This window comes from Streptomyces sp. NBC_01506 (assembly GCF_045040295.1).
In the GTDB taxonomy this organism is placed as follows: Bacteria; Actinomycetota; Actinomycetes; order Streptomycetales; family Streptomycetaceae; genus Streptomyces.
Genome location: NZ_CP109422.1, coordinates 7724444 through 7741729 on the forward strand (window position 1 = coordinate 7724444; position 17286 = coordinate 7741729).

The following is a 17286-nucleotide window of genomic DNA, read 5'->3' on the forward strand; positions in this document are numbered from 1 at the left end:
CTTCTGAGCCCTCGCCGTCTGAGCTCCTGCCTCCGAGTGGGCCCGGCGGGCCGTCGAACCCGCCGCCGGCCCGTCAGAGCCAGCCGTTCCGTTTGAAAAGCCGGTGCAGGACGGTCACCGCGCCGGCCATCAGGGCCAGCGCGGCCGGATACCCCCACACCTGGCTCAGCTCGGGCATGTGCTGGAAGTTCATGCCCCAGATCCCCGCCAGCAGCGTCGGCACCGCGGCCATCGCCGCCCACGCGGAGATCTTGCGCATGTCGTCGTTCTGCCGCACACCCATCTGCGCGAGATGGGCGGACAGGATGTCCGAGAGCAGCCGGTCGAGCCCTTCCACCTGCTCGTTGACGCGCGTCAGATGGTCGTCCACGTCCCGGAAGAACGGCTGCGACCGCTCCTGGACGTACGGCACCCCGGCGTGGGTGAGCCGCGAGACGGCCCCCGCCAGCGGCCCGGCCGCCCGGCGGAACTCCAGCACCTGCCGTTTGAAGGTGTAGATCCGCTCCGCCGCCGGCTGGCCGCCCGCCTCACGGCGCCCCGAGCCGCCGTCGGCGGGCGAGAAGACCTGTGTCTCCAGCTCCTCCAGATCGACCTGGAGGTCCGCGCAGACATCGAGGTAGTGGTCGACCACCGCGTCGCACACGGCGTAGAGGACCGCCGTGGGCCCCTGCTTGAGCACCAGGGGCTCCGACTCCAGGCGTTGGCGTACGGCGTGCAGGGGCGCGCCCTCGCCGTGCCGGATCGACACCACGAACGAGTCGCCGATGAAGATCATCAGCTCGCCGGTGGCGACGGTGTCGTGCTCGGAGTCGTACACCACCGGTTTGAGCACCACGAACAGGGAGTCGTCGTAGACCTCCAGCTTGGGCCGCTGATGTGCCTTGAGCGAGTCCTCCACGGCCAGCGGATGCATCCCGAACTCGCCGCTGACGAGGGCGAACTCGTTCTCCGTCGGTTCATGCAGCCCGACCCACAGGAAGGCGTCGCCCTCGGCCCGCGCCTCGGCGAGGGCGTCGGACAGATCGGCGGGCCCGTCGGTACGGCGCCCGTCGCGGTAGATGGCACTGTCGACGATCACGCCGGGCATTCTTCCCGGACGGCGGGCTTCGACGCACGTCTGCCGCACCGCCGCCGCGCGACCCGTACACCCCGCCGCCCGTCGTCGAGGTGGCCCCCGGCACCTTTGACGCACCGTTTAGGCTGGCGGTCATGGCCACCCTGATCCTCGTACGGCACGGGCGCTCCACCGCCAACACCTCGGGCGTCCTCGCCGGCCGGACCCCCGGTGTCGCGCTGGACGAGCAGGGCCTCGCCCAGGCCGCCGCCCTGCCGGGACGGCTCGCGGGCCTGCCGCTCGCCGCCGTCGTCAGCAGCCCGCTCCAGCGCTGTCTTCAGACCGTCCGGCCGCTCGTCGACGCCCGCCCCGGCATCGAGACCCACCACGAGGACCGGATCAGCGAGTGCGACTACGGCGACTGGTCCGGGCGCAAGCTCGCCGAACTCGGCGAGGAGCCCCTGATGACCGTCGTGCAGCAGCACCCCTCGGCCGCGGTCTTCCCCGGCGGCGAGTCCATGCGCGCCATGCAGGCGCGCGCGGTGGACGCCGTACGGGACTGGAACACCCGCGTCGAGGCGGAGCACGGCGAGGACGCCCTCTTCCTGATGTGCTCGCACGGCGACATCATCAAAGCCCTGGTGGCCGACGCGCTCGGCATGCATCTCGACCTCTTCCAGCGGATCCACGCCGACCCCTGCTCGGTGACCGCCATCAGATACACGCGGCTGCGCCCGTTCGTGCTGAAGCTGGGGGACACCGGCGACCTCGGTTCCCTGACACCGCGTGAGAACGGCGCGAGCGACAACAGCGACAGCACGGAGAGCAAGGGCGCGGCCGTCGTGGGCGGTGGCACCGGCGCGCCGTGATCGTGGCGCGCAGTAGGGTGGACAGGCCGTCCGTGCCACCGGCGGAGGTTCGCTCTCCGGGCGCCGCGGCCCGCCCCATTCCGTCAATTCCCAAGGGAGACAGGACGTGTCCCGTCAGGTGTTCCTCTACGACCCGCCGGACCGTTTCGTGGCCGGTACGGTCGGGCTGCCTGGCCGCCGTACGTTCTTCCTCCAGGCATCCGCCTCGGGCCGCGTCACCAGCGTGGCCCTGGAGAAGACCCAGGTCGCCGCACTCGCCGAGCGGATCGATGAGCTGCTGGACGAGGTCGTGCGCCGTACCGGCGGCAACGCGCCCGTGCCCGCCGTGGCACCCACCGACGTCGCCGACGCCGCACCGCTCGACGCTCCCGTCGAGGAGGAGTTCCGGGTCGGCACCATGGCCCTGGCCTGGGACGGCGACGAACAGCGCATGATCGTCGAGGCCCAGGCCCTCGTCGAACTCGACGCGGACACCGACGAAGACCTCGCCGACGCCGAGGAACGGCTTCTCCAGGACGAGGAGAACGGTCCGCCGATGCTCCGCGTCCGGCTGTCCGGCGCCCAGGCGAGGGCCTTCGCCAAACGTGCCCTGGACGTGGTCAACGCAGGCCGCCCGCCGTGCCCGCTGTGCAGTCTGCCGCTCGACCCGGAGGGACACGTATGCCCGCGCCAGAACGGATACCGCCGCGACGCATGAGCGGCACAGCGGTGGATCTGATCACCAAGGGCGAACTGACCGTGCGCGGCCGGATCCGTGAGGCCTCCAACGCGGTGCTGTACTGCTCCGTGTCGTACGACGGCGAGGAGGCGTCCTGCGTCTACAAGCCCGTCGCGGGGGAGCAGCCGCTCTGGGACTTCCCCGACGGGACGCTCGCCCGGCGCGAGGTGGCCGCGTACGAGATCTCCGAGGTCACCGGCTGGGGTCTGGTGCCGCCCACCGTGCTGCGTGACGGCCCGTACGGCGAAGGCATGTGCCAGTTGTGGATCGAGGCCGACGAGAGCGAAGCGGCGCCCCAACTCCTCGCCCTGGTCGAGGAGAAGGAGCCGGCCGAGGGCTGGAAGGCGATCGGTTTCGCCGAGGTCGGCGAGGGCCGTACGGCGCTGCTGGTGCACGCCGACGACGCGCGGCTGCGGCGGCTCGCCGTCCTCGACGCGGTGATCAACAACGGCGACCGCAAGGGCGGCCATCTGCTGCCCGAGGCCGGCGGCCACCTGTACGCGATCGACCACGGCGTCACCTTCAACGTGGACGACAAACTGCGCACCCTGCTGTGGGGCTGGGCGGGGGAGCCGCTGCCCGCCGAGGCCGTCACCGTCCTGGACCGGCTGGCCGACGAACTGGCCGAAGGCACCCCGCTCACCACCCGGTTGGCCGAATTGATCACACCGGCGGAGACCGACGCCGTACGGTCCCGGGTCCAGGGACTGCGCCGTACGGGACGCCACCCGAAGCCGTCCGGCCAGTGGCCCGCGATCCCCTGGCCACCGGTCTGAGCCGGATGGGCTTCCACGGCCTCATTACATCAACCCGCCGAAAAGGCAAGGGCGCCGAACCGGACAACAGCCCAGGTCCGGTTCGTATCCGGAACCGACGTCCGGTTACGCTCATGACATGCATGCCTGGCCCGCTTCCGACGTCCCCGCCCTGCCCGGTAAGGGCCGCGACCTCCGGATTCACGACACGGCGACCGGTGGTCGCGTCACCGTCGACCCCGGCCCCGTCGCCCGTATCTATGTCTGCGGCATCACGCCGTACGACGCGACGCACCTGGGGCACGCTGCGACCTACAACGCGTTCGACCTCGTGCAGCGCGTATGGCTCGACACCAAGCGCCAGATCCAGTACGTCCAGAACGTCACCGACATCGACGACCCGCTCCTGGAGCGCGCGGCGCGCGACGGCGAGGACTGGACCGGGCTCGCCGAGCGTGAGACCGCCCTCTTCCGTGAGGACATGACGGCCCTGCGGATGCTGCCGCCGCAGCACTACATCGGCGCGGTCGAGGCGATACCGGGCATCGTGCCCCTCGTGGAGCGGCTGTGCGACAGCGGCGCCGCGTACGTCCTGGAAGGCGACGTCTACTTCTCCGTCGAGGCCGACCCGCACTTCGGCGAGGTCTCCGGTCTCGACACCGAGGCGATGCGGCTGCTCTCCGCCGAACGCGGCGGCGACCCCGAGCGCCCCGGCAAGAAGAACCCGCTCGACCCGATGCTCTGGATGGCCGCCCGCGAGGGCGAGCCGGCCTGGGACGGCGGCAGCCTCGGCCGCGGCCGGCCCGGCTGGCACATCGAGTGTGTGGCCATCGCCCTCGACCATCTGGGCATGGGCTTCGACATCCAGGGCGGCGGCAGTGATCTGGCCTTCCCGCACCACGAGATGGGCGCCTCGCACGCGCAGGCGCTGACCGGCGAGTACCCGTTCGCCAAGGCGTACGTGCACGCCGGGATGGTCGGACTCGACGGCGCGAAGATGTCCAAGTCCAAGGGCAATCTGGTCTTCGTCTCGACCCTGCGCCGCGAGGGCGTGGACCCGGCCGCGATCAGGCTCTCGCTGCTCGCGCACCACTACCGCGCCGACTGGGAGTGGACGGACCAGGTGCTCGAAGCCGCCGTGGCGCGGCTGGGGCGCTGGCGGGCCGCCGTGTCGCGGCCCGACGGACCGGCGGCTTCGAGCGTGGTGGACGAGGTGCGCGAGGCGCTGGCGGACGATCTGGACGCCCCGGCGGCGCTGGCCGCGGTCGACCGCTGGGCCGCGCTCCAGGAGTCCACGGGCGGTACGGACGAGGGTGCCCCGGGAGTCGTGTCCCGCACGGTGGACGCGCTGCTGGGGGTTGCGCTGTAGGGGGTTTCGGGACTGGTTCACCGGGTCCGCCCGGTGGCCGGCTCGTCCTCAGGCGCCGGACGGGGTTGGGTGTTGTGTCCTCAAGCGCCGGACGGGCTTGAAGCCCGTCCGGCGATTGAGGACAGCCACGGCCCGCGAGGGCCGTGCTCAGTCGTCCGAGGAATCCTCGTCGTCATCCGAGCCCGAGCCCGGGTCCGGCCCGGAGCTCGGCCCCGACTCCGGCCCCCGGTCCGACCCCGGACCTGTAGCCGAATCCGGCCCCGGTCGCGGCGTCCGCGGAGGTCTGCCGCGACCCGGACCCGACCCCGGCCCCGACGTGTCGCGCAGATACGTCCCCGAGCCCTCACCGCTCTCCGTGGCGTGCCCGCCGGGCGGCTGGCCGGGACCGCCGTCCCGCCGGCGCAGATACCGCTCGAACTCCCGCGCGATGGCCTCGCCCGACGCCTCGGGCAGCTCCGCGGTGTCCCGCGCCTCCTCCAGCGACTGGACGTACTCCGCCACCTCGCTGTCCTCGGCGGCCAGTTGGTCCACCCCGAGCTGCCACGCCCGCGCGTCCTCCGCCAGTTCGCCCAGCGGGATGCGCAGCCCGATCAGATCCTCCAGCCGGTTCAGCAGCGCCAGCGTCGCCTTCGGGTTGGGCGGCTGCGAGACATAGTGCGGCACGGCGGCCCACAGGCTCACCGCGGGCACTCCCGCGTGCGTGCACGCCTCCTGGAGGATGCCGACGATGCCGGTCGGGCCCTCGTACCGCGTCTCCTCCAGATCCATCGTCCTGGCCAGGTCCGCGTCCGAGGTCACGCCGCTGACCGGCACCGGACGGGTGTGCGGGGTGTCGCCGAGCAGCGCGCCCAGGATCACCACCATCTCCACGCCCAGCTCATGGGCGAAGCCCAGGATCTCGTTGCAGAAGGAGCGCCAGCGCATGGACGGTTCGATGCCGCGTACCAGCACGAGGTCACGCGGTTTCTCCCCGCCGACCCGGACCACGGAGAGCCTGGTCGTCGGCCAGACGATCTTCCGCGCTCCGCCGTCCAGCCAGACCGTGGGGCGGTTGACCTGGAAGTCGTAGTAGTCCTCGGCGTCCAGCGCCGCGAACACCTCGCCCTTCCACTCCCGGTCCAGATGTCCGACCGCCGTGGAAGCGGCGTCGCCGGCATCGTTCCAGCCCTCGAACGCGGCCACCATGACCGGGTCGATCAGCTCGGGTACCCCCTCGAGCTCGATCACCCAGACCTCCTTCGGAAGTGTTCTGTGAACGTACGGACCAACCTTACGGCTTATCGACTACCCGCCCGCAGCCCCGGTGCACGCGTGGGTGAACTTCCGCGCCGCTGGGCATAGCTGGGGGTGCCGATCCGACGAACCGCAGAATTCATCCGAGCTGTGACCGTAAATTTCGTTCCGCCCCTGGACGTTTACCCGTCAACGACGCTATACATCGGATGACCGAAGAGGTCCGATGTTCTTCTCAGGGGGCGTGCAGTGAGTCAGACCGTCACAGAGTTCGGGGTACACGACATCCGCTTCCCCACCTCGGAACAGCTCGACGGCTCGGACGCCATGAACCCCGACCCCGACTACTCCGCCGCGTACGTGGTCCTGCGCACCGACGACGGCGCCGAGGGCCACGGGTTCTGCTTCACCATAGGCCGGGGCAACGACGTACTGGCCGCCGCCATCGAGGCCCTGCGCCCGTACATGATCGGCCGCCGCGCGCCACGTACCGCCGCCGACCTCGCCGCGCTCCACATCGAGCTGACCCATGACTCCCAACTGCGCTGGCTGGGCCCGGAGAAGGGGGTCATGCACATGGCCGCGGGCGCGGTCATCAACGCGGCCTGGGACCTCGCGGCCAAGGCCGCCGGCCTGCCCGTCTGGGAGTTCCTGGCCGCCATGACGCCCGAGGAACTGGTCTCCCTCGTCGACTTCCGCTATCTCACCGACGCCCTCACCCCGGCCGAGGCGCTGGAGATCCTGCGCGCCGCCGAACCCGGCCGCGCGGAGCGCGCCGCAAGGCTGCGCGCCGAGGGCTACCCCGCGTACACCACCTCACCGGGCTGGCTCGGCTACTCCGACACCAAACTCGTCACCCTCGCCGAACAGGCCGTCGCCGACGGCTTCGAGCAGATCAAGCTCAAGGTGGGCGGCGACCTCGAGGACGACGTACGGCGGATGAAGCTGGCCCGCGCGGCGGTCGGCCCCGACATCCGCATCGCCGTCGACGCCAACCAGCGCTGGGACGTCCCCGACGCGATCCGCTGGATGACCGCGCTGGCCCCGCACGAACCGCACTGGATCGAGGAGCCCACCAGCCCCGACGACATCCTCGGCCACGCCGCCGTCCGGGCCGGCCAGCCCGTCAAGGTCGCCACCGGCGAACACGCCGCCAACCGTGTCGTGTTCAAGCAACTGCTCCAGGCCGGGGCCGTCGACTTCGTCCAGATCGACGCCGCGCGCGTCGCCGGAGTCAACGAGAACCTGGCGATCCTGCTCCTGGCCGCCAAGTACGGCAAACCCGTCTGCCCGCACGCGGGCGGAGTCGGCCTGTGCGAACTGGTCCAGCATCTGGCCATGTTCGACTACGTTGCCGTCTCGGGCAGTTGGGAGGACCGCGTCATCGAGTACGTCGACCACCTCCACGAGCACTTCACCGACCCGGCGGTGATCGAATCGGGACGCTACGTCGCCCCCGGCGCGCCCGGCTTCTCCGCGCGGATGCGCCCGGAGTCGATCGCCGCGCACCGCTACCCCGAAGGGCCCGTCTGGCAGGCCCGCCGCACCACCGAGGAGGCCAACTCATGACCGTGGCACCGGCCACAGGCGACTTCACGGGCCTGGGCGCCCTCGTCACCGGCGGCGCCTCCGGCATCGGCGCGGCCGTCGCGACCCTGCTGCTCGCGCGCGGCGCGCGCGTGGCCGTACTCGACCGCGACACCGCGTCCGCCCCCGCCGGCACACTGGCGCTCAAGGCCGACGTGAGCGACGACGACGCCGTACGCGCGGCGGTCGACGCGGCGGCGGCCGAGTTCGGGGCCCTGCACACCGTCGTCTCCAACGCCGGGATCGGCGCCGTCGGCACCGTCGCCGACAACGACGACGCCGAATGGCTGCGGGTCATCGACATCAACGTCCTCGGCATGGTCCGTACCGCGCGCCACGCACTGCCCCATCTGCGGCGCGCCGCCGCCGACCGGCCCGGTCACGTCTCCCTCACCCACACCTGCTCCATCGCCGCCACGGCGGGGCTTCCGCAGCGCGCCCTGTACAGCGCCAGCAAGGGCGCCGTCTACTCGCTGACCCTCGCGATGGCCGCCGACCACGTCCGGGAAGGCATCCGCGTCAACTGCGTCAACCCCGGCACCGCGGACACCCCCTGGATCGGCCGCCTGCTCGACCAGGCAGCCGATCCCGCGGCCGAACGCGTCGCCCTCGAAGCACGCCAGCCCACGGGACGGCTGGTCGGTGCGGACGAGGTCGCCGCGGCGATCGTCTATCTCGCCAGCCCCGCCGCGGCCGCCGTCACGGGCACGGCACTCGCGGTAGACGGAGGAATGCAGGGCCTGCGCCTGCGTCCCGCCACCCCCTGAACATGTGAGCTTGAGCCGACACTCACCCAAGGACGGACAATCCATGCTGCGACACCCTGTGGGGCGATCCCCACGCACCGCACTGCGTACGAGCGCCGCGGCCTGCGCCGCACTGCTGGCCGTCACGGCCCTCGCGGGCTGCAACCGTGACTCGGAGGGCGGGGACGCCGAAGGCGGCGGCAAGGTCGGTATCGACCTGCCCCGCAGTGACAGCGACTTCTGGAACTCCTACCAGCAGTACATCGAGTCCGGCGTCAAGGACGAGGGGGTCGACGCGCTGTCGCTGACCAACTCGCAGAACGACATCGGCAAGCTCGTCTCCAACGTCCAGGCGTTCACCGACCAGGGCGCCAAGGCCGTGGTCATGGCCCCGCAGGACACCGGCGCGATAGCCGAGACGCTGGCCGACCTCAACGACAAGAAGATCCCCGTCGTCAGCGTCGACACCCGCCCCGACAAGGGCGACGTCTACATGGTCGTACGGGCCGACAACCGCGCGTACGGCGAGAAGGCCTGCGACTACCTCGGCGAGCAACTGGGCGGCAAGGGCAAGGTCGCCGAGTTCCAGGGCGACCTCTCCTCCATCAACGGCCGTGACCGCTCGGAGGCGTTCAAGAGCTGCATGGACGAGAAGTTCCCGGACATCGAGGTGTTCGAGCTGGCCACCGAGTGGAAGGGCGAAGTGGCGTCCGCCAAGCTCCAGTCCACCCTCGCCGCCCACCCGGACCTCAACGGCATCTACATGCAGGCCGGCGGTGTCTTCCTCCAGCCCACGCTCGCACTCCTGGAGCAGAAGAAGCTCCTCAAGCCGCCGGGGGAGAAGGGCCACATCACGATCATCTCCAACGACGGCATCCCCGAGGAGCTGGACGCGATCCGCGAGGGCAAGATCGACGCCACGATCTCGCAGCCCGCCGACCTGTACGCCAAGTACGCCCTGTACTACGCGAAGGAGGCGCTGGCCGGGAAGACCCCGAAGGAGGGCCCGACCGACCACGACTCCAACATCATCAAGATCCCGAACGGCTTCGAGGACCAGCTTCCCGCGCCCCTGGTGACCAAGGAGAACGTGGACGACAAGGCGCTGTGGGCCAACCAGTTGGAGAAAAAGAGCTAACCATGGATTCCGCCCGAGCCCAGGCCCAGGCGCCCGACGCGGTCGCGGCGCCGGCGCCCGCCGTCCACGCCGAGGGCATCGTCAAGCGCTTCGGTCCCACCGTGGCGCTCGACGGTGTCCGGCTGACCGTCGCGCCCGGCGAGTCCCACGCACTCGTCGGGCGCAACGGCGCCGGCAAGTCCACCCTCGTCAGCGTCCTCACCGGACTCCACGAGGCCGACGCGGGCCAGGTGAGCTTCGGCGGTGAACCGGCGCCCGCCTTCGGCGACATCACCGCCTGGCAGTCCAAGGTCGCCTGCGTCTACCAGAAGTCGATGGTCGTGCCCGACCTGACCGTCGCCGAGAACCTGTTCCTCAACAACTACGGTCTGGACAAGGGACGTTCCGGGGGCGGCGGCCGTCTCATCAGTTGGCGCCGGCTGCGTACCCGGGCCGAGGAACTGCTCGCCGAGTACGGCGTCAGCGTCGACCCGAACGCGCGCGCCAAGGATCTCGCCGTCGAACAGCGGCAGTTCGTGGAGATCGCCCGCGCCCTGTCGTTCGGCGCCCGGCTGATCATCCTCGACGAGCCCACGGCCCAGCTCGACGCACGGGGCATCGACAGCCTCTTCGCCAAGCTCCGTGATCTCCAGAGCCAGGGGGTGGCGTTCCTCTTCATCTCCCACCACCTCCAGGAGGTGTACGAGCTGTGCACCGCCGTCACCGTCTACCGCGACGCCCGCCACGTCCTGACCGCACCGGTCGCCGAACTGGCCAAGGCGGACCTGGTGACCGCCATGACCGGTGACGCGGCGAGTTCGGCGGCGGCCTGGCACGCCGCGCACGCGGTGGCGCCGGACGAGGCGGTGGAGCCCGTACTGACCACCGAAGGGCTCTGTCTGGACGGCGAGTTCGAACCCCTCGACCTCGAAGTACGGCCCGGTGAGGTCCTGGGCCTGGCCGGGTCCGCCGCCAGCGGCAACACCGCGCTGGGCGAGACCCTGGTCGGCATGCGCAAGGCGACGGCGGGCCGGATCGCGGTCCGCGACCGTACGGTGAAACCCGGCAGCGTGCCGCACTCCCTGGACGCCGGGATCGGCTACATCCCCGAGGACCGGCACCTCCAGGGGCTCGTACTGAACCGCAGCGTCGCCGAGAACGCCACACTCACGGTCGCCGACCAGCTCGGCCCGTGGGGGACCGTACTGCCCTCCCGTACAAGGGAGTTCGCCCGGTCCATGATCGACTCGCTGGACATCAAGACGACAGGGCCCGAGCAGCCGGTCTCGGGCCTGTCGGGCGGCAACCAGCAGAAGGTGGTCGTCGCCAGGGCCCTGGCCCGCGCGCCCAGCGTGCTGGTGGCGCTGCGCCCCACGGCGGGCGTCGACGTCAAGTCGAAGGACTCGCTGCTCGGCGTCGTACGCCGGGTGGCGGACGAGGGAAACGCGGCCGTGATCATCTCCGACGAGCTGGATGATCTACGGGTCTGCGACCGCGTACTCGCCCTGTTCCACGGGCGAGTGGTGGCAACGTTCGGGAGCGGGTGGACCGACCGGGAACTGGTCGCCGCCATGGAAGGTGTGGGGGAGAGCCGATGACCGAGACGATACGACCGCCGGTGCTCGACAAGGAGCGCGACGACGACCACCCGCTGAGCCGGCTCAAGCTCATCAGATGGAGCGACTTCTCGCTCGTGCCGGTGATCCTGGTGCTGATGGTGATCGGCTTCATCGTCTCGCCGGTCTTCCTCACCTCCAACAATCTGATCAGCGTCGTCCAGCAGTCGTCCGAACTGAGCCTGCTGGTGCTCGGCCAGGCACTGATCCTGATCTGCGGCCGGATGGACCTGTCGCTGGAGTCGACCATCGGCATCGCGCCGGTGATCGCCATGTGGATGGTGCTGCCCGAGGAGGGCGGCCGGTTCGCCGGTCTCGGGGTGCTGCCCGAGTGGATGGCCATCCCGGCGTGCCTGCTGGTCGGTCTGATCGTCGGCGTGATCAACGGCTTCCTGATCCTGAAGCTGCGGGTCAACGGGTTCATCGCGACGCTCGGCATGCTCACCATGCTGCGCGGTCTCCAGATCGGCATCACCGAGGGCAAGTCGATCACCGATGTCCCGGAGTCCTTCCGCTACCTCGGCAAGACCGACTGGCTGGGGGCACCGGCCGCCGTCTGGATCTGTCTGGCGCTGTTCGCCGTCGGCGGCGCGTCGCTCGCCTGGCTGCGGCACGGGCGCTCGCTGTACGCGATCGGCGGCAACCCGGAGGCGGCACGCGCCGCCGGGATCCGGGTCGACCGCATCACCTGGATCGTGCTCGCCATCGGCGGCATCCTCGCGGCCTTCGCCGGCGTCCTCTACACCGGGCACTACGGCTCCGTCGCCGCCACCCAGGGCAACGGCTGGATCTTCCAGGTCTTCGCCGCCGCCGTGATCGGCGGCATCAGCCTCAAGGGCGGGCGCGGCACGCTGTTCGGCGCGCTGACCGGTGTGCTGACGCTTCAACTCGTGGTGAACGTGATGACGCTGGGCGGGGTGCCCGCGCTGTGGAACCAGTTCCTGAACGGCGCGATCATCATCGTCGCCCTGGTCATCTCGCGGTTCGCGAGCGGCGAGAAGCAGGACTGACGGCCACCCGCACCACCACGGACACGGGCCTCCCGGGATGGATTCACCTCCCGGGAGGCCCGTCTGCCGGACGGCCGGGCTTCGTCCTGCCCGGCCGGCCGCCAATGGCGTCTCAGAGCGTGGAGCGCAGCCACTGCTCCACACTCGCGATATGCACCGTCGCCCACGACCGCGCCGCCTCCGCGTCCCGGTCACGCAGCGCGGCCAGGATCGCCCGGTGCTCGTGCAGGGTGCGGCTCACCGCGTCCTCCTGCGTCAGCCCGCGCCACACCCGGGCCCGGGTCGTGGGCCCTGACAGACCGTCAAGCAGCGAGCACAGCACCGAGTTGCCCGAGGTCTGCACGATGCCCCGGTGGAACTCCAGGTCGGAAGCGACCAGCTCCTCCACCGAGGGATCCGCCCCGAGCGCGTCCAACTGCTCGCCCAGCACGTCCAGTTCGGAGTCCTTGATACGGGAGGCGGCCATCGCCGTCGCGGCCGGCTCCAGGATCCGGCGTACCGCCAGGAACTCCAGCACCGTGTCGTCCCGGTGGAAGTCGACCACGAAACTCAGCGCTTCCAGCAGCAGTTGAGGATCGAGACTGGTGACATACGTCCCGTCGCCCTGCCGTACGTCGAGAATGCGGATCAGCGACAGGGCGCGCACCGCCTCGCGCAGCGAGTTGCGCGACAGACCCAGTTCGGCGGCGAGCTCGCTCTCCTTGGGAAGGCGGTCCCCCGGGCGCAGCGCGCCCGAGACGATCATTCCCTTGATCTTCTCGATGGCCTCGTCGGTGACAGCCATGGGCGACCTCCATACATCCGATGTATCGGCCTCCATTATGCGTCTCCGCGCACGCCCGGCGCCCCGTTCCGCCGGAGTTCTCCGGATCGGCGGGGCCGGGGCCGGTGTCCCCGGCCCCGGCACGGCCGGCACGGTTTCGGAATTTGATTCGAGGCGTGGCGCCCGCCGCTCATCCCGCCCGACAGGCCGTCCCACTCGCTCAGGTGTTCCGCCGGCTCAGCAGCTCCTCGACCCGGGCCCGGATCGGCTCCGTGTCGAGACCCCGGATCGTCAGCGTCGTACGGCGCCGCAGTACGTCGTCCGCCGTCTCGGCCCACTCGTGGTCACGCGCGTACACGACCTGCGCCCAGATCTCCGGCGCGTCCGGGTGGATACGCTCGCCCAACTCCGGCCGCTCGTACGCCAGCCGGGCGATGTCGAACGCCAACGACCCGTAGTGCGTGGCCAGATGGTGCGCGGTGTCCCGCGCGATCCCGTCGCCGTGCGAGCCGCCGTCGATCAGCAGCCGGTGCGTCACCGCGTGCGGATTGGCGATGCCCGGCAGCGGCAGCATCTTCGGCAGCCGCGACGTCGGCTCGATGTCGGAGCCGAGCGGCCGGCCCGGCAGGGTCTCCAGCTTGTCCAGCACCGTACGGCCGATATGGCGGAACGTCGTCCACTTGCCGCCCGCCACCGACAGCATGCCGCCGCTGCCCTCGGTGACGACCGTCTCCCGCTTGGCGGTCGAGGTGTCACCGGGACCGCCGGGCAGCACCCGCAGCCCGGCGAACGAGTAGGTGATCAGATCCCGCGAGAGCTGCTGGTCGCGTACGGACAGAGACGCCTCGTCCAGGATCTGGTGGATGTCCGCGTCGGTGACCGCCACCTGCGCCGGATCGCCCTCGTACGTCTCGTCCGTCGTGCCGAGCAGCAGCATGTCCTCCCAGGGGAGGGCGAAGGTGATGCGGTACTTGTCGATCGGCGTCGCGAGCGCCGCGTTCCACGGCGCGGTGCGCCGCAGCACCAGATGCGCGCCCTTGGACAGCCGGATGGAGGGCTCGCAGCGCGGGTCCTCCATCTTGCGCAGATGGTCGACCCACGGGCCGGTCGCGTTCAGTACGAGCCGGGCGTCGACCCCGAACTCCGTACCGTCCATCCCGTCCTTGAGGTCGGCGCCCGTCACCCGGCCGCCGGTGAACCGCAGTCCGGTGACCGACGCGTGGTTGAGGACGGCGGCACCCGACTCGACGGCGGCGCGGACCGTCATGACGGCCATCCGCGAGTCGTTCATCTGGTCGTCGCCGTACACGGCCACGGCCCGCAGATTGTCCGTGCGCAGCTCGGGCACCGCGCGCCGGGCCTTGGCCGGGCTCAGCAGATGCCCGACGCCGTCGCCGAAGGCGGAGAGCGCCGAGTACGCGAACACACCGGCGCCCAGTTTGGCCGCGCTGTGCGGCCCGTTCTTGTAGACGGGCAGATAGAACGTGAGCGGGTTCGCCAGATGGGGCGCCACCCGGCGGGAGACCGCGCGGCGTTCGAAGTGGTTCTCGGCGACCAGCTTCACCTCGCCGGTCTGGAGATAGCGCAGACCGCCGTGGAGCAGCTTGGAGGACGCGGACGAGGTGGCGCCCGCGAAGTCGCCACCGTCCACCAGGGCCACCCGCAGTCCCGACTGGGAGGCGTGCCAGGCGGTGGAGATGCCCAGGATGCCGCCACCGATGACCAGCAGGTCGTAGGTGGCGCGGGACAGTTGCTCCCGGGTCTCGGCACGGCTCGGGAGGGAGCCGCCGGCCGGATGCGTGCCCAGGGCGGGACCGCTGTGAAGGGTGGTCATGGTGCCTCCTCGCTCGGACGAACGGACGCGGGTGAACGGACCCGGGTCAGTTCTCGTCGTCGTCCACCCAGGCTTTGGTGCGGTCCACGGCCTTGAGCCAGTTCTTGTACTCGCGGTCGCGCTTCGTCGCGTCCATGTCCGGCGTCCACTCCGCGGCGCGGCGCCAGTTGGCCCGCAGCGCGTCGGTGTCCGGCCAGAAGCCGACCGCCAGCCCGGCGGCGTACGCGGCGCCCAGACAGGTCGTCTCGGCGACCATCGGGCGTACGACGGGCGCGTCGAGGACGTTGGAGAGCGTCTGCATCAGCAGGTTGTTGGCGGTCATACCGCCGTCGACCTTGAGAGACGTCAGCTCGACCTTGGAGTCCTTGGTCATCGCGTCGCTGATCTCACGGGTCTGCCAGGCCGTGGCCTCCAGCACCGCGCGGGCGATGTGCGCCTTGGTGACATAGCCGGTGAGACCGGCGATCACACCGCGGGCGGCCGAGTCCCAGTGCGGAGCGAACAGGCCCGAGAAGGCGGGGACGAAGTACGCGCCGCCGTTGTCCTCCACCGAGGAGGCCAGCGTCTCGATCTCGGGAGCGGTCTTGATCAGGCCCATCTGGTCGCGCATCCACTGCACGAGGGCGCCGGTGACGGCGATGGAGCCCTCCAGCGCGTACACCGCCTTCTCGTCCCCGATGCGGTAACCGACCGTGGTCAGCAGCCCGTTGTAGGAGTTGATGGGCTTGTGGGCGGTGTTCATCAGCATGAACGTGCCGGTGCCGTAGGTCGACTTGGCCTCGCCCTCGGCGAAGCAGCACTGGCCGAACAGGGCCGCCTGCTGGTCACCGAGCGCCGAGGCGACCGGAATCCCGTTCAGCGGGCCGCCCTTGGCCGTCCCGTACACCTCGGACGACGAGCGGATCTTCGGGAGCATCGCCATCGGGACCCCGATGGAGTTGCAGATCTTCGGGTCCCACTCCAGGGTGTCGAGGCGCATCAGCATCGTGCGGGAGGCGTTGGTGACGTCGGTGACGTGCACACCGCCGTCCGTGCCGCCGGTCAGATTCCAGATGACCCAGGAGTCCATCGTGCCGAACAGGATGTCGCCGCTCTCGGCGCGCTCGCGCAGGCCCTCGACGTTGTCCAGCAGCCAGCGGGCCTTCGGCCCGGCGAAGTAGGTCGCCAGCGGCAGCCCGGTGTCCCGGCGGAACCGGTCCTGGCCCACGTTGCGGCCCAGTTCCTTCACGAGCCCGCTGGTGCGGGTGTCCTGCCAGACGATGGCGTTGTGGACGGGCTCACCGGTGTTCTTGTCCCAGAGCATGGTGGTCTCGCGCTGGTTGGTGATCCCGATCGCCAGCACGTCGGCCTTGGTGATGCCGGCCTTCTCGATGGCGTTCGCCACGACTTCCTGGACGTTGGTCCAGATCTCCTTGGCGTCGTGCTCGACCCAGCCCGGCTTCGGGAAGATCTGCTGGTGTTCCTTCTGGTCGACGGCGACGATGCGCCCGTCGACGTCGAAGACGATGCAGCGGCTGGACGTCGTGCCCTGGTCGATGGCCGCGATGAACGGGCCCGTTCCGTGGGAGGAAGTCCCGGTGCTCTGTGTCTCACTCACGGTGTCTGCTCCTGCTCGGTGCGGAGGGCGGAGGAAGTCGGGGCTGGCGGCCTACTTGAAGGCCCAGTTGTAGAGACCGGCCGCCGCGGCGGCGCCGATCAGCGGGGCGACGACGGGGATCCACGCGTACGTCCAGTCGGAGCCGCCCTTGTTCGGCAGCGGCAGCAGCGCGTGGACGATACGGGGGCCGAGGTCACGCGCCGGGTTGATCGCGTATCCGGTGGGGCCACCGAGCGAGAGCCCGATACCCACCACGACCAGCGCGGTGATCAGTACGCCCAGCACACCCAGGCCGTTGCCCTCGTCGTTCAGCCCCTGGGTGAGGATCGCGATGACCAGGACGAAGGTGGCGATGATCTCGGTGAGCACGTTCTGCACGGTGTGCCGGATCTCCGGGCCCGTCGAGAAGATGCCCAGGACCGGACCGGCCTTGGGCGCCGCCCGCTGATCGACCAGACCCTCGATCGCCGGCTGCTGAGCGAGGATCTCCCGGTCGGTCAGATGGGCCTTGAACTGCCCCATGTACGTCACCCAAACCAGGAAAGCGCCGATCATGGCGCCCAGCAACTCGCTCGCCATGTAGAGCGGGACATCGCTCCACCGCGTACCGCCGGATATCGCGAGACCGAGGGTGACCGCGGGGTTCAGATGGGCGCCCGAGACACCGGCGGCGAGATATGCCCCGGTCAGGACCGCGAATCCCCATCCGAAGCTGATGGCGACCCAGCCCGCGTCGTGCGATTTGGAGCGTTTGAGGACGACGCCCGCCACCACGCCACCACCGAGCAGGATCAGGAGAGCGGTACCTACGGTCTCGCCTATGAAGATGTCGAAGTGTGACACCCAAGACTCCTTCGTCCAGGGGAAGGCGGATCAGCGGCTCGCACCGATGGTCCGAGCCCTCAGGTGAGGGCGTTGCCGGCCTCTGGCCTTGTCGTGCACACATGTTGACCCGTCGATCAATGTTCGACAATGCCGACCGCTGAACGGCAGTGTCATCCTGGGGTGAAGGAGTCGT

The 17286-nt window shown here is 70.3% G+C and carries 15 protein-coding genes; 9 read left to right on the forward strand and 6 right to left on the reverse strand.

Annotated elements, in window-relative coordinates; genetic code table 11:
* Positions 1-73: 73 nt before the first annotated feature.
* Positions 74-1087 carry a magnesium and cobalt transport protein CorA gene (locus tag OG329_RS34660; RefSeq protein WP_405800496.1) on the reverse strand — a complete coding sequence of 338 codons (1014 nt, stop codon included), beginning with the start codon at positions 1085-1087 and terminating at the stop codon, positions 74-76.
* Positions 1088-1209: 122 nt separating this feature from the next.
* Here OG329_RS34660 and OG329_RS34665 point away from each other — a divergent pair, with 122 nt between their 5' ends.
* The 4 genes from OG329_RS34665 to mshC all read left to right on the forward strand — a co-directional run bounded on the left by OG329_RS34665 (position 1210) and on the right by mshC (position 4765).
* The gene (locus OG329_RS34665; protein ID WP_405800497.1) at positions 1210-1923 is read left to right on the forward strand and encodes a histidine phosphatase family protein; all 714 of its coding nucleotides are present in this window, start codon (positions 1210-1212) and stop codon (positions 1921-1923) included.
* Positions 1924-2029: 106 nt separating this feature from the next.
* The gene (locus OG329_RS34670; RefSeq protein WP_078078138.1) at positions 2030-2620 is read left to right on the forward strand and encodes a DUF3090 domain-containing protein; all 591 of its coding nucleotides are present in this window, start codon (positions 2030-2032) and stop codon (positions 2618-2620) included.
* Positions 2584-3417: an SCO1664 family protein gene (locus tag OG329_RS34675; protein ID WP_405800499.1), complete on the forward strand. Its 834-nt coding sequence runs from the start codon at positions 2584-2586 to the stop codon at positions 3415-3417. The genes OG329_RS34670 and OG329_RS34675 overlap by 37 nt, the downstream gene beginning before the upstream one ends.
* 118 nt (positions 3418-3535) lie before the next feature.
* Positions 3536-4765, forward strand: a complete 1230-nt coding sequence (gene mshC / locus OG329_RS34680) for a cysteine--1-D-myo-inosityl 2-amino-2-deoxy-alpha-D-glucopyranoside ligase (RefSeq protein WP_405800500.1) — start codon at positions 3536-3538, stop codon at positions 4763-4765.
* Between the two features lie 147 nt (positions 4766-4912).
* On the opposite strand, the gene OG329_RS34685 is transcribed toward mshC, so the two are convergent.
* Positions 4913-5992 carry a PAC2 family protein gene (locus OG329_RS34685; RefSeq protein ID WP_405800501.1) on the reverse strand — a complete coding sequence of 360 codons (1080 nt, stop codon included), beginning with the start codon at positions 5990-5992 and terminating at the stop codon, positions 4913-4915.
* A 255-nt stretch (positions 5993-6247) separates the two neighbouring features.
* On the opposite strand from OG329_RS34685, the gene OG329_RS34690 reads away from it, so the two are divergent.
* Genes OG329_RS34690 through OG329_RS34710 form a run of 5 tightly spaced genes read left to right on the forward strand, consistent with a single transcriptional unit; the run spans position 6248 to position 12074 of the window.
* The gene (locus OG329_RS34690) at positions 6248-7567 is read left to right on the forward strand and encodes an enolase C-terminal domain-like protein (RefSeq protein WP_405800502.1); all 1320 of its coding nucleotides are present in this window, start codon (positions 6248-6250) and stop codon (positions 7565-7567) included.
* Entirely contained in the window at positions 7564-8352 is a 789-nt protein-coding gene (locus tag OG329_RS34695; RefSeq protein ID WP_405800504.1) for an SDR family NAD(P)-dependent oxidoreductase, read from the forward strand. The genes OG329_RS34690 and OG329_RS34695 overlap by 4 nt, the downstream gene beginning before the upstream one ends.
* Positions 8353-8395: 43 nt before the next feature.
* Positions 8396-9469, forward strand: a complete 1074-nt coding sequence (locus OG329_RS34700; protein WP_405800505.1) for a sugar ABC transporter substrate-binding protein — start codon at positions 8396-8398, stop codon at positions 9467-9469.
* Positions 9470-9471: 2 nt separating this feature from the next.
* Positions 9472-11046, forward strand: a complete 1575-nt coding sequence (locus tag OG329_RS34705; protein WP_405800506.1) for a sugar ABC transporter ATP-binding protein — start codon at positions 9472-9474, stop codon at positions 11044-11046.
* Positions 11043-12074, forward strand: coding sequence for an ABC transporter permease (locus OG329_RS34710; RefSeq protein ID WP_405800507.1), 1032 nt, complete (start codon positions 11043-11045; stop codon positions 12072-12074). The genes OG329_RS34705 and OG329_RS34710 overlap by 4 nt, the downstream gene beginning before the upstream one ends.
* Before the next feature lie 112 nt (positions 12075-12186).
* Here OG329_RS34710 and OG329_RS34715 read toward each other — a convergent pair whose 3' ends face one another.
* From OG329_RS34715 to OG329_RS34730, 4 genes are all read right to left on the reverse strand, one after another.
* A complete protein-coding gene (locus OG329_RS34715) occupies positions 12187-12858 on the reverse strand; it encodes a FadR/GntR family transcriptional regulator (protein WP_405800508.1) in 672 nt (223 codons plus the stop codon).
* Positions 12859-13057: 199 nt separating this feature from the next.
* Positions 13058-14671: an FAD-dependent oxidoreductase gene (locus OG329_RS34720; RefSeq protein ID WP_405800509.1), complete on the reverse strand. Its 1614-nt coding sequence runs from the start codon at positions 14669-14671 to the stop codon at positions 13058-13060.
* 46 nt (positions 14672-14717) lie between these two features.
* The gene (glpK, locus tag OG329_RS34725) at positions 14718-16268 is read right to left on the reverse strand and encodes a glycerol kinase GlpK (protein ID WP_405800511.1); all 1551 of its coding nucleotides are present in this window, start codon (positions 16266-16268) and stop codon (positions 14718-14720) included.
* A 51-nt stretch (positions 16269-16319) separates the two neighbouring features.
* Positions 16320-17111, reverse strand: a complete 792-nt coding sequence (locus OG329_RS34730; protein ID WP_405800512.1) for an MIP/aquaporin family protein — start codon at positions 17109-17111, stop codon at positions 16320-16322.
* Positions 17112-17286: the final 175 nt, after the last annotated feature.

Coding starts and splice junctions, on each gene's coding strand:
- OG329_RS34660 (WP_405800496.1), bottom strand. CDS start 1,087: ATGCCCGGCGTGATCGTCGACAGTGCCATCTACCGCGACGGGCGCCGT.
- OG329_RS34665 (WP_405800497.1), top strand. CDS start 1,210: ATGGCCACCCTGATCCTCGTACGGCACGGGCGCTCCACCGCCAACACC.
- OG329_RS34675 (WP_405800499.1), top strand. CDS start 2,584: ATGCCCGCGCCAGAACGGATACCGCCGCGACGCATGAGCGGCACAGCG.
- mshC (WP_405800500.1), top strand. CDS start 3,536: ATGCATGCCTGGCCCGCTTCCGACGTCCCCGCCCTGCCCGGTAAGGGC.
- OG329_RS34695 (WP_405800504.1), top strand. CDS start 7,564: ATGACCGTGGCACCGGCCACAGGCGACTTCACGGGCCTGGGCGCCCTC.
- OG329_RS34700 (WP_405800505.1), top strand. CDS start 8,396: ATGCTGCGACACCCTGTGGGGCGATCCCCACGCACCGCACTGCGTACG.
- OG329_RS34705 (WP_405800506.1), top strand. CDS start 9,472: ATGGATTCCGCCCGAGCCCAGGCCCAGGCGCCCGACGCGGTCGCGGCG.
- OG329_RS34710 (WP_405800507.1), top strand. CDS start 11,043: ATGACCGAGACGATACGACCGCCGGTGCTCGACAAGGAGCGCGACGAC.
- OG329_RS34715 (WP_405800508.1), bottom strand. CDS start 12,858: ATGGCTGTCACCGACGAGGCCATCGAGAAGATCAAGGGAATGATCGTC.
- OG329_RS34720 (WP_405800509.1), bottom strand. CDS start 14,671: ATGACCACCCTTCACAGCGGTCCCGCCCTGGGCACGCATCCGGCCGGC.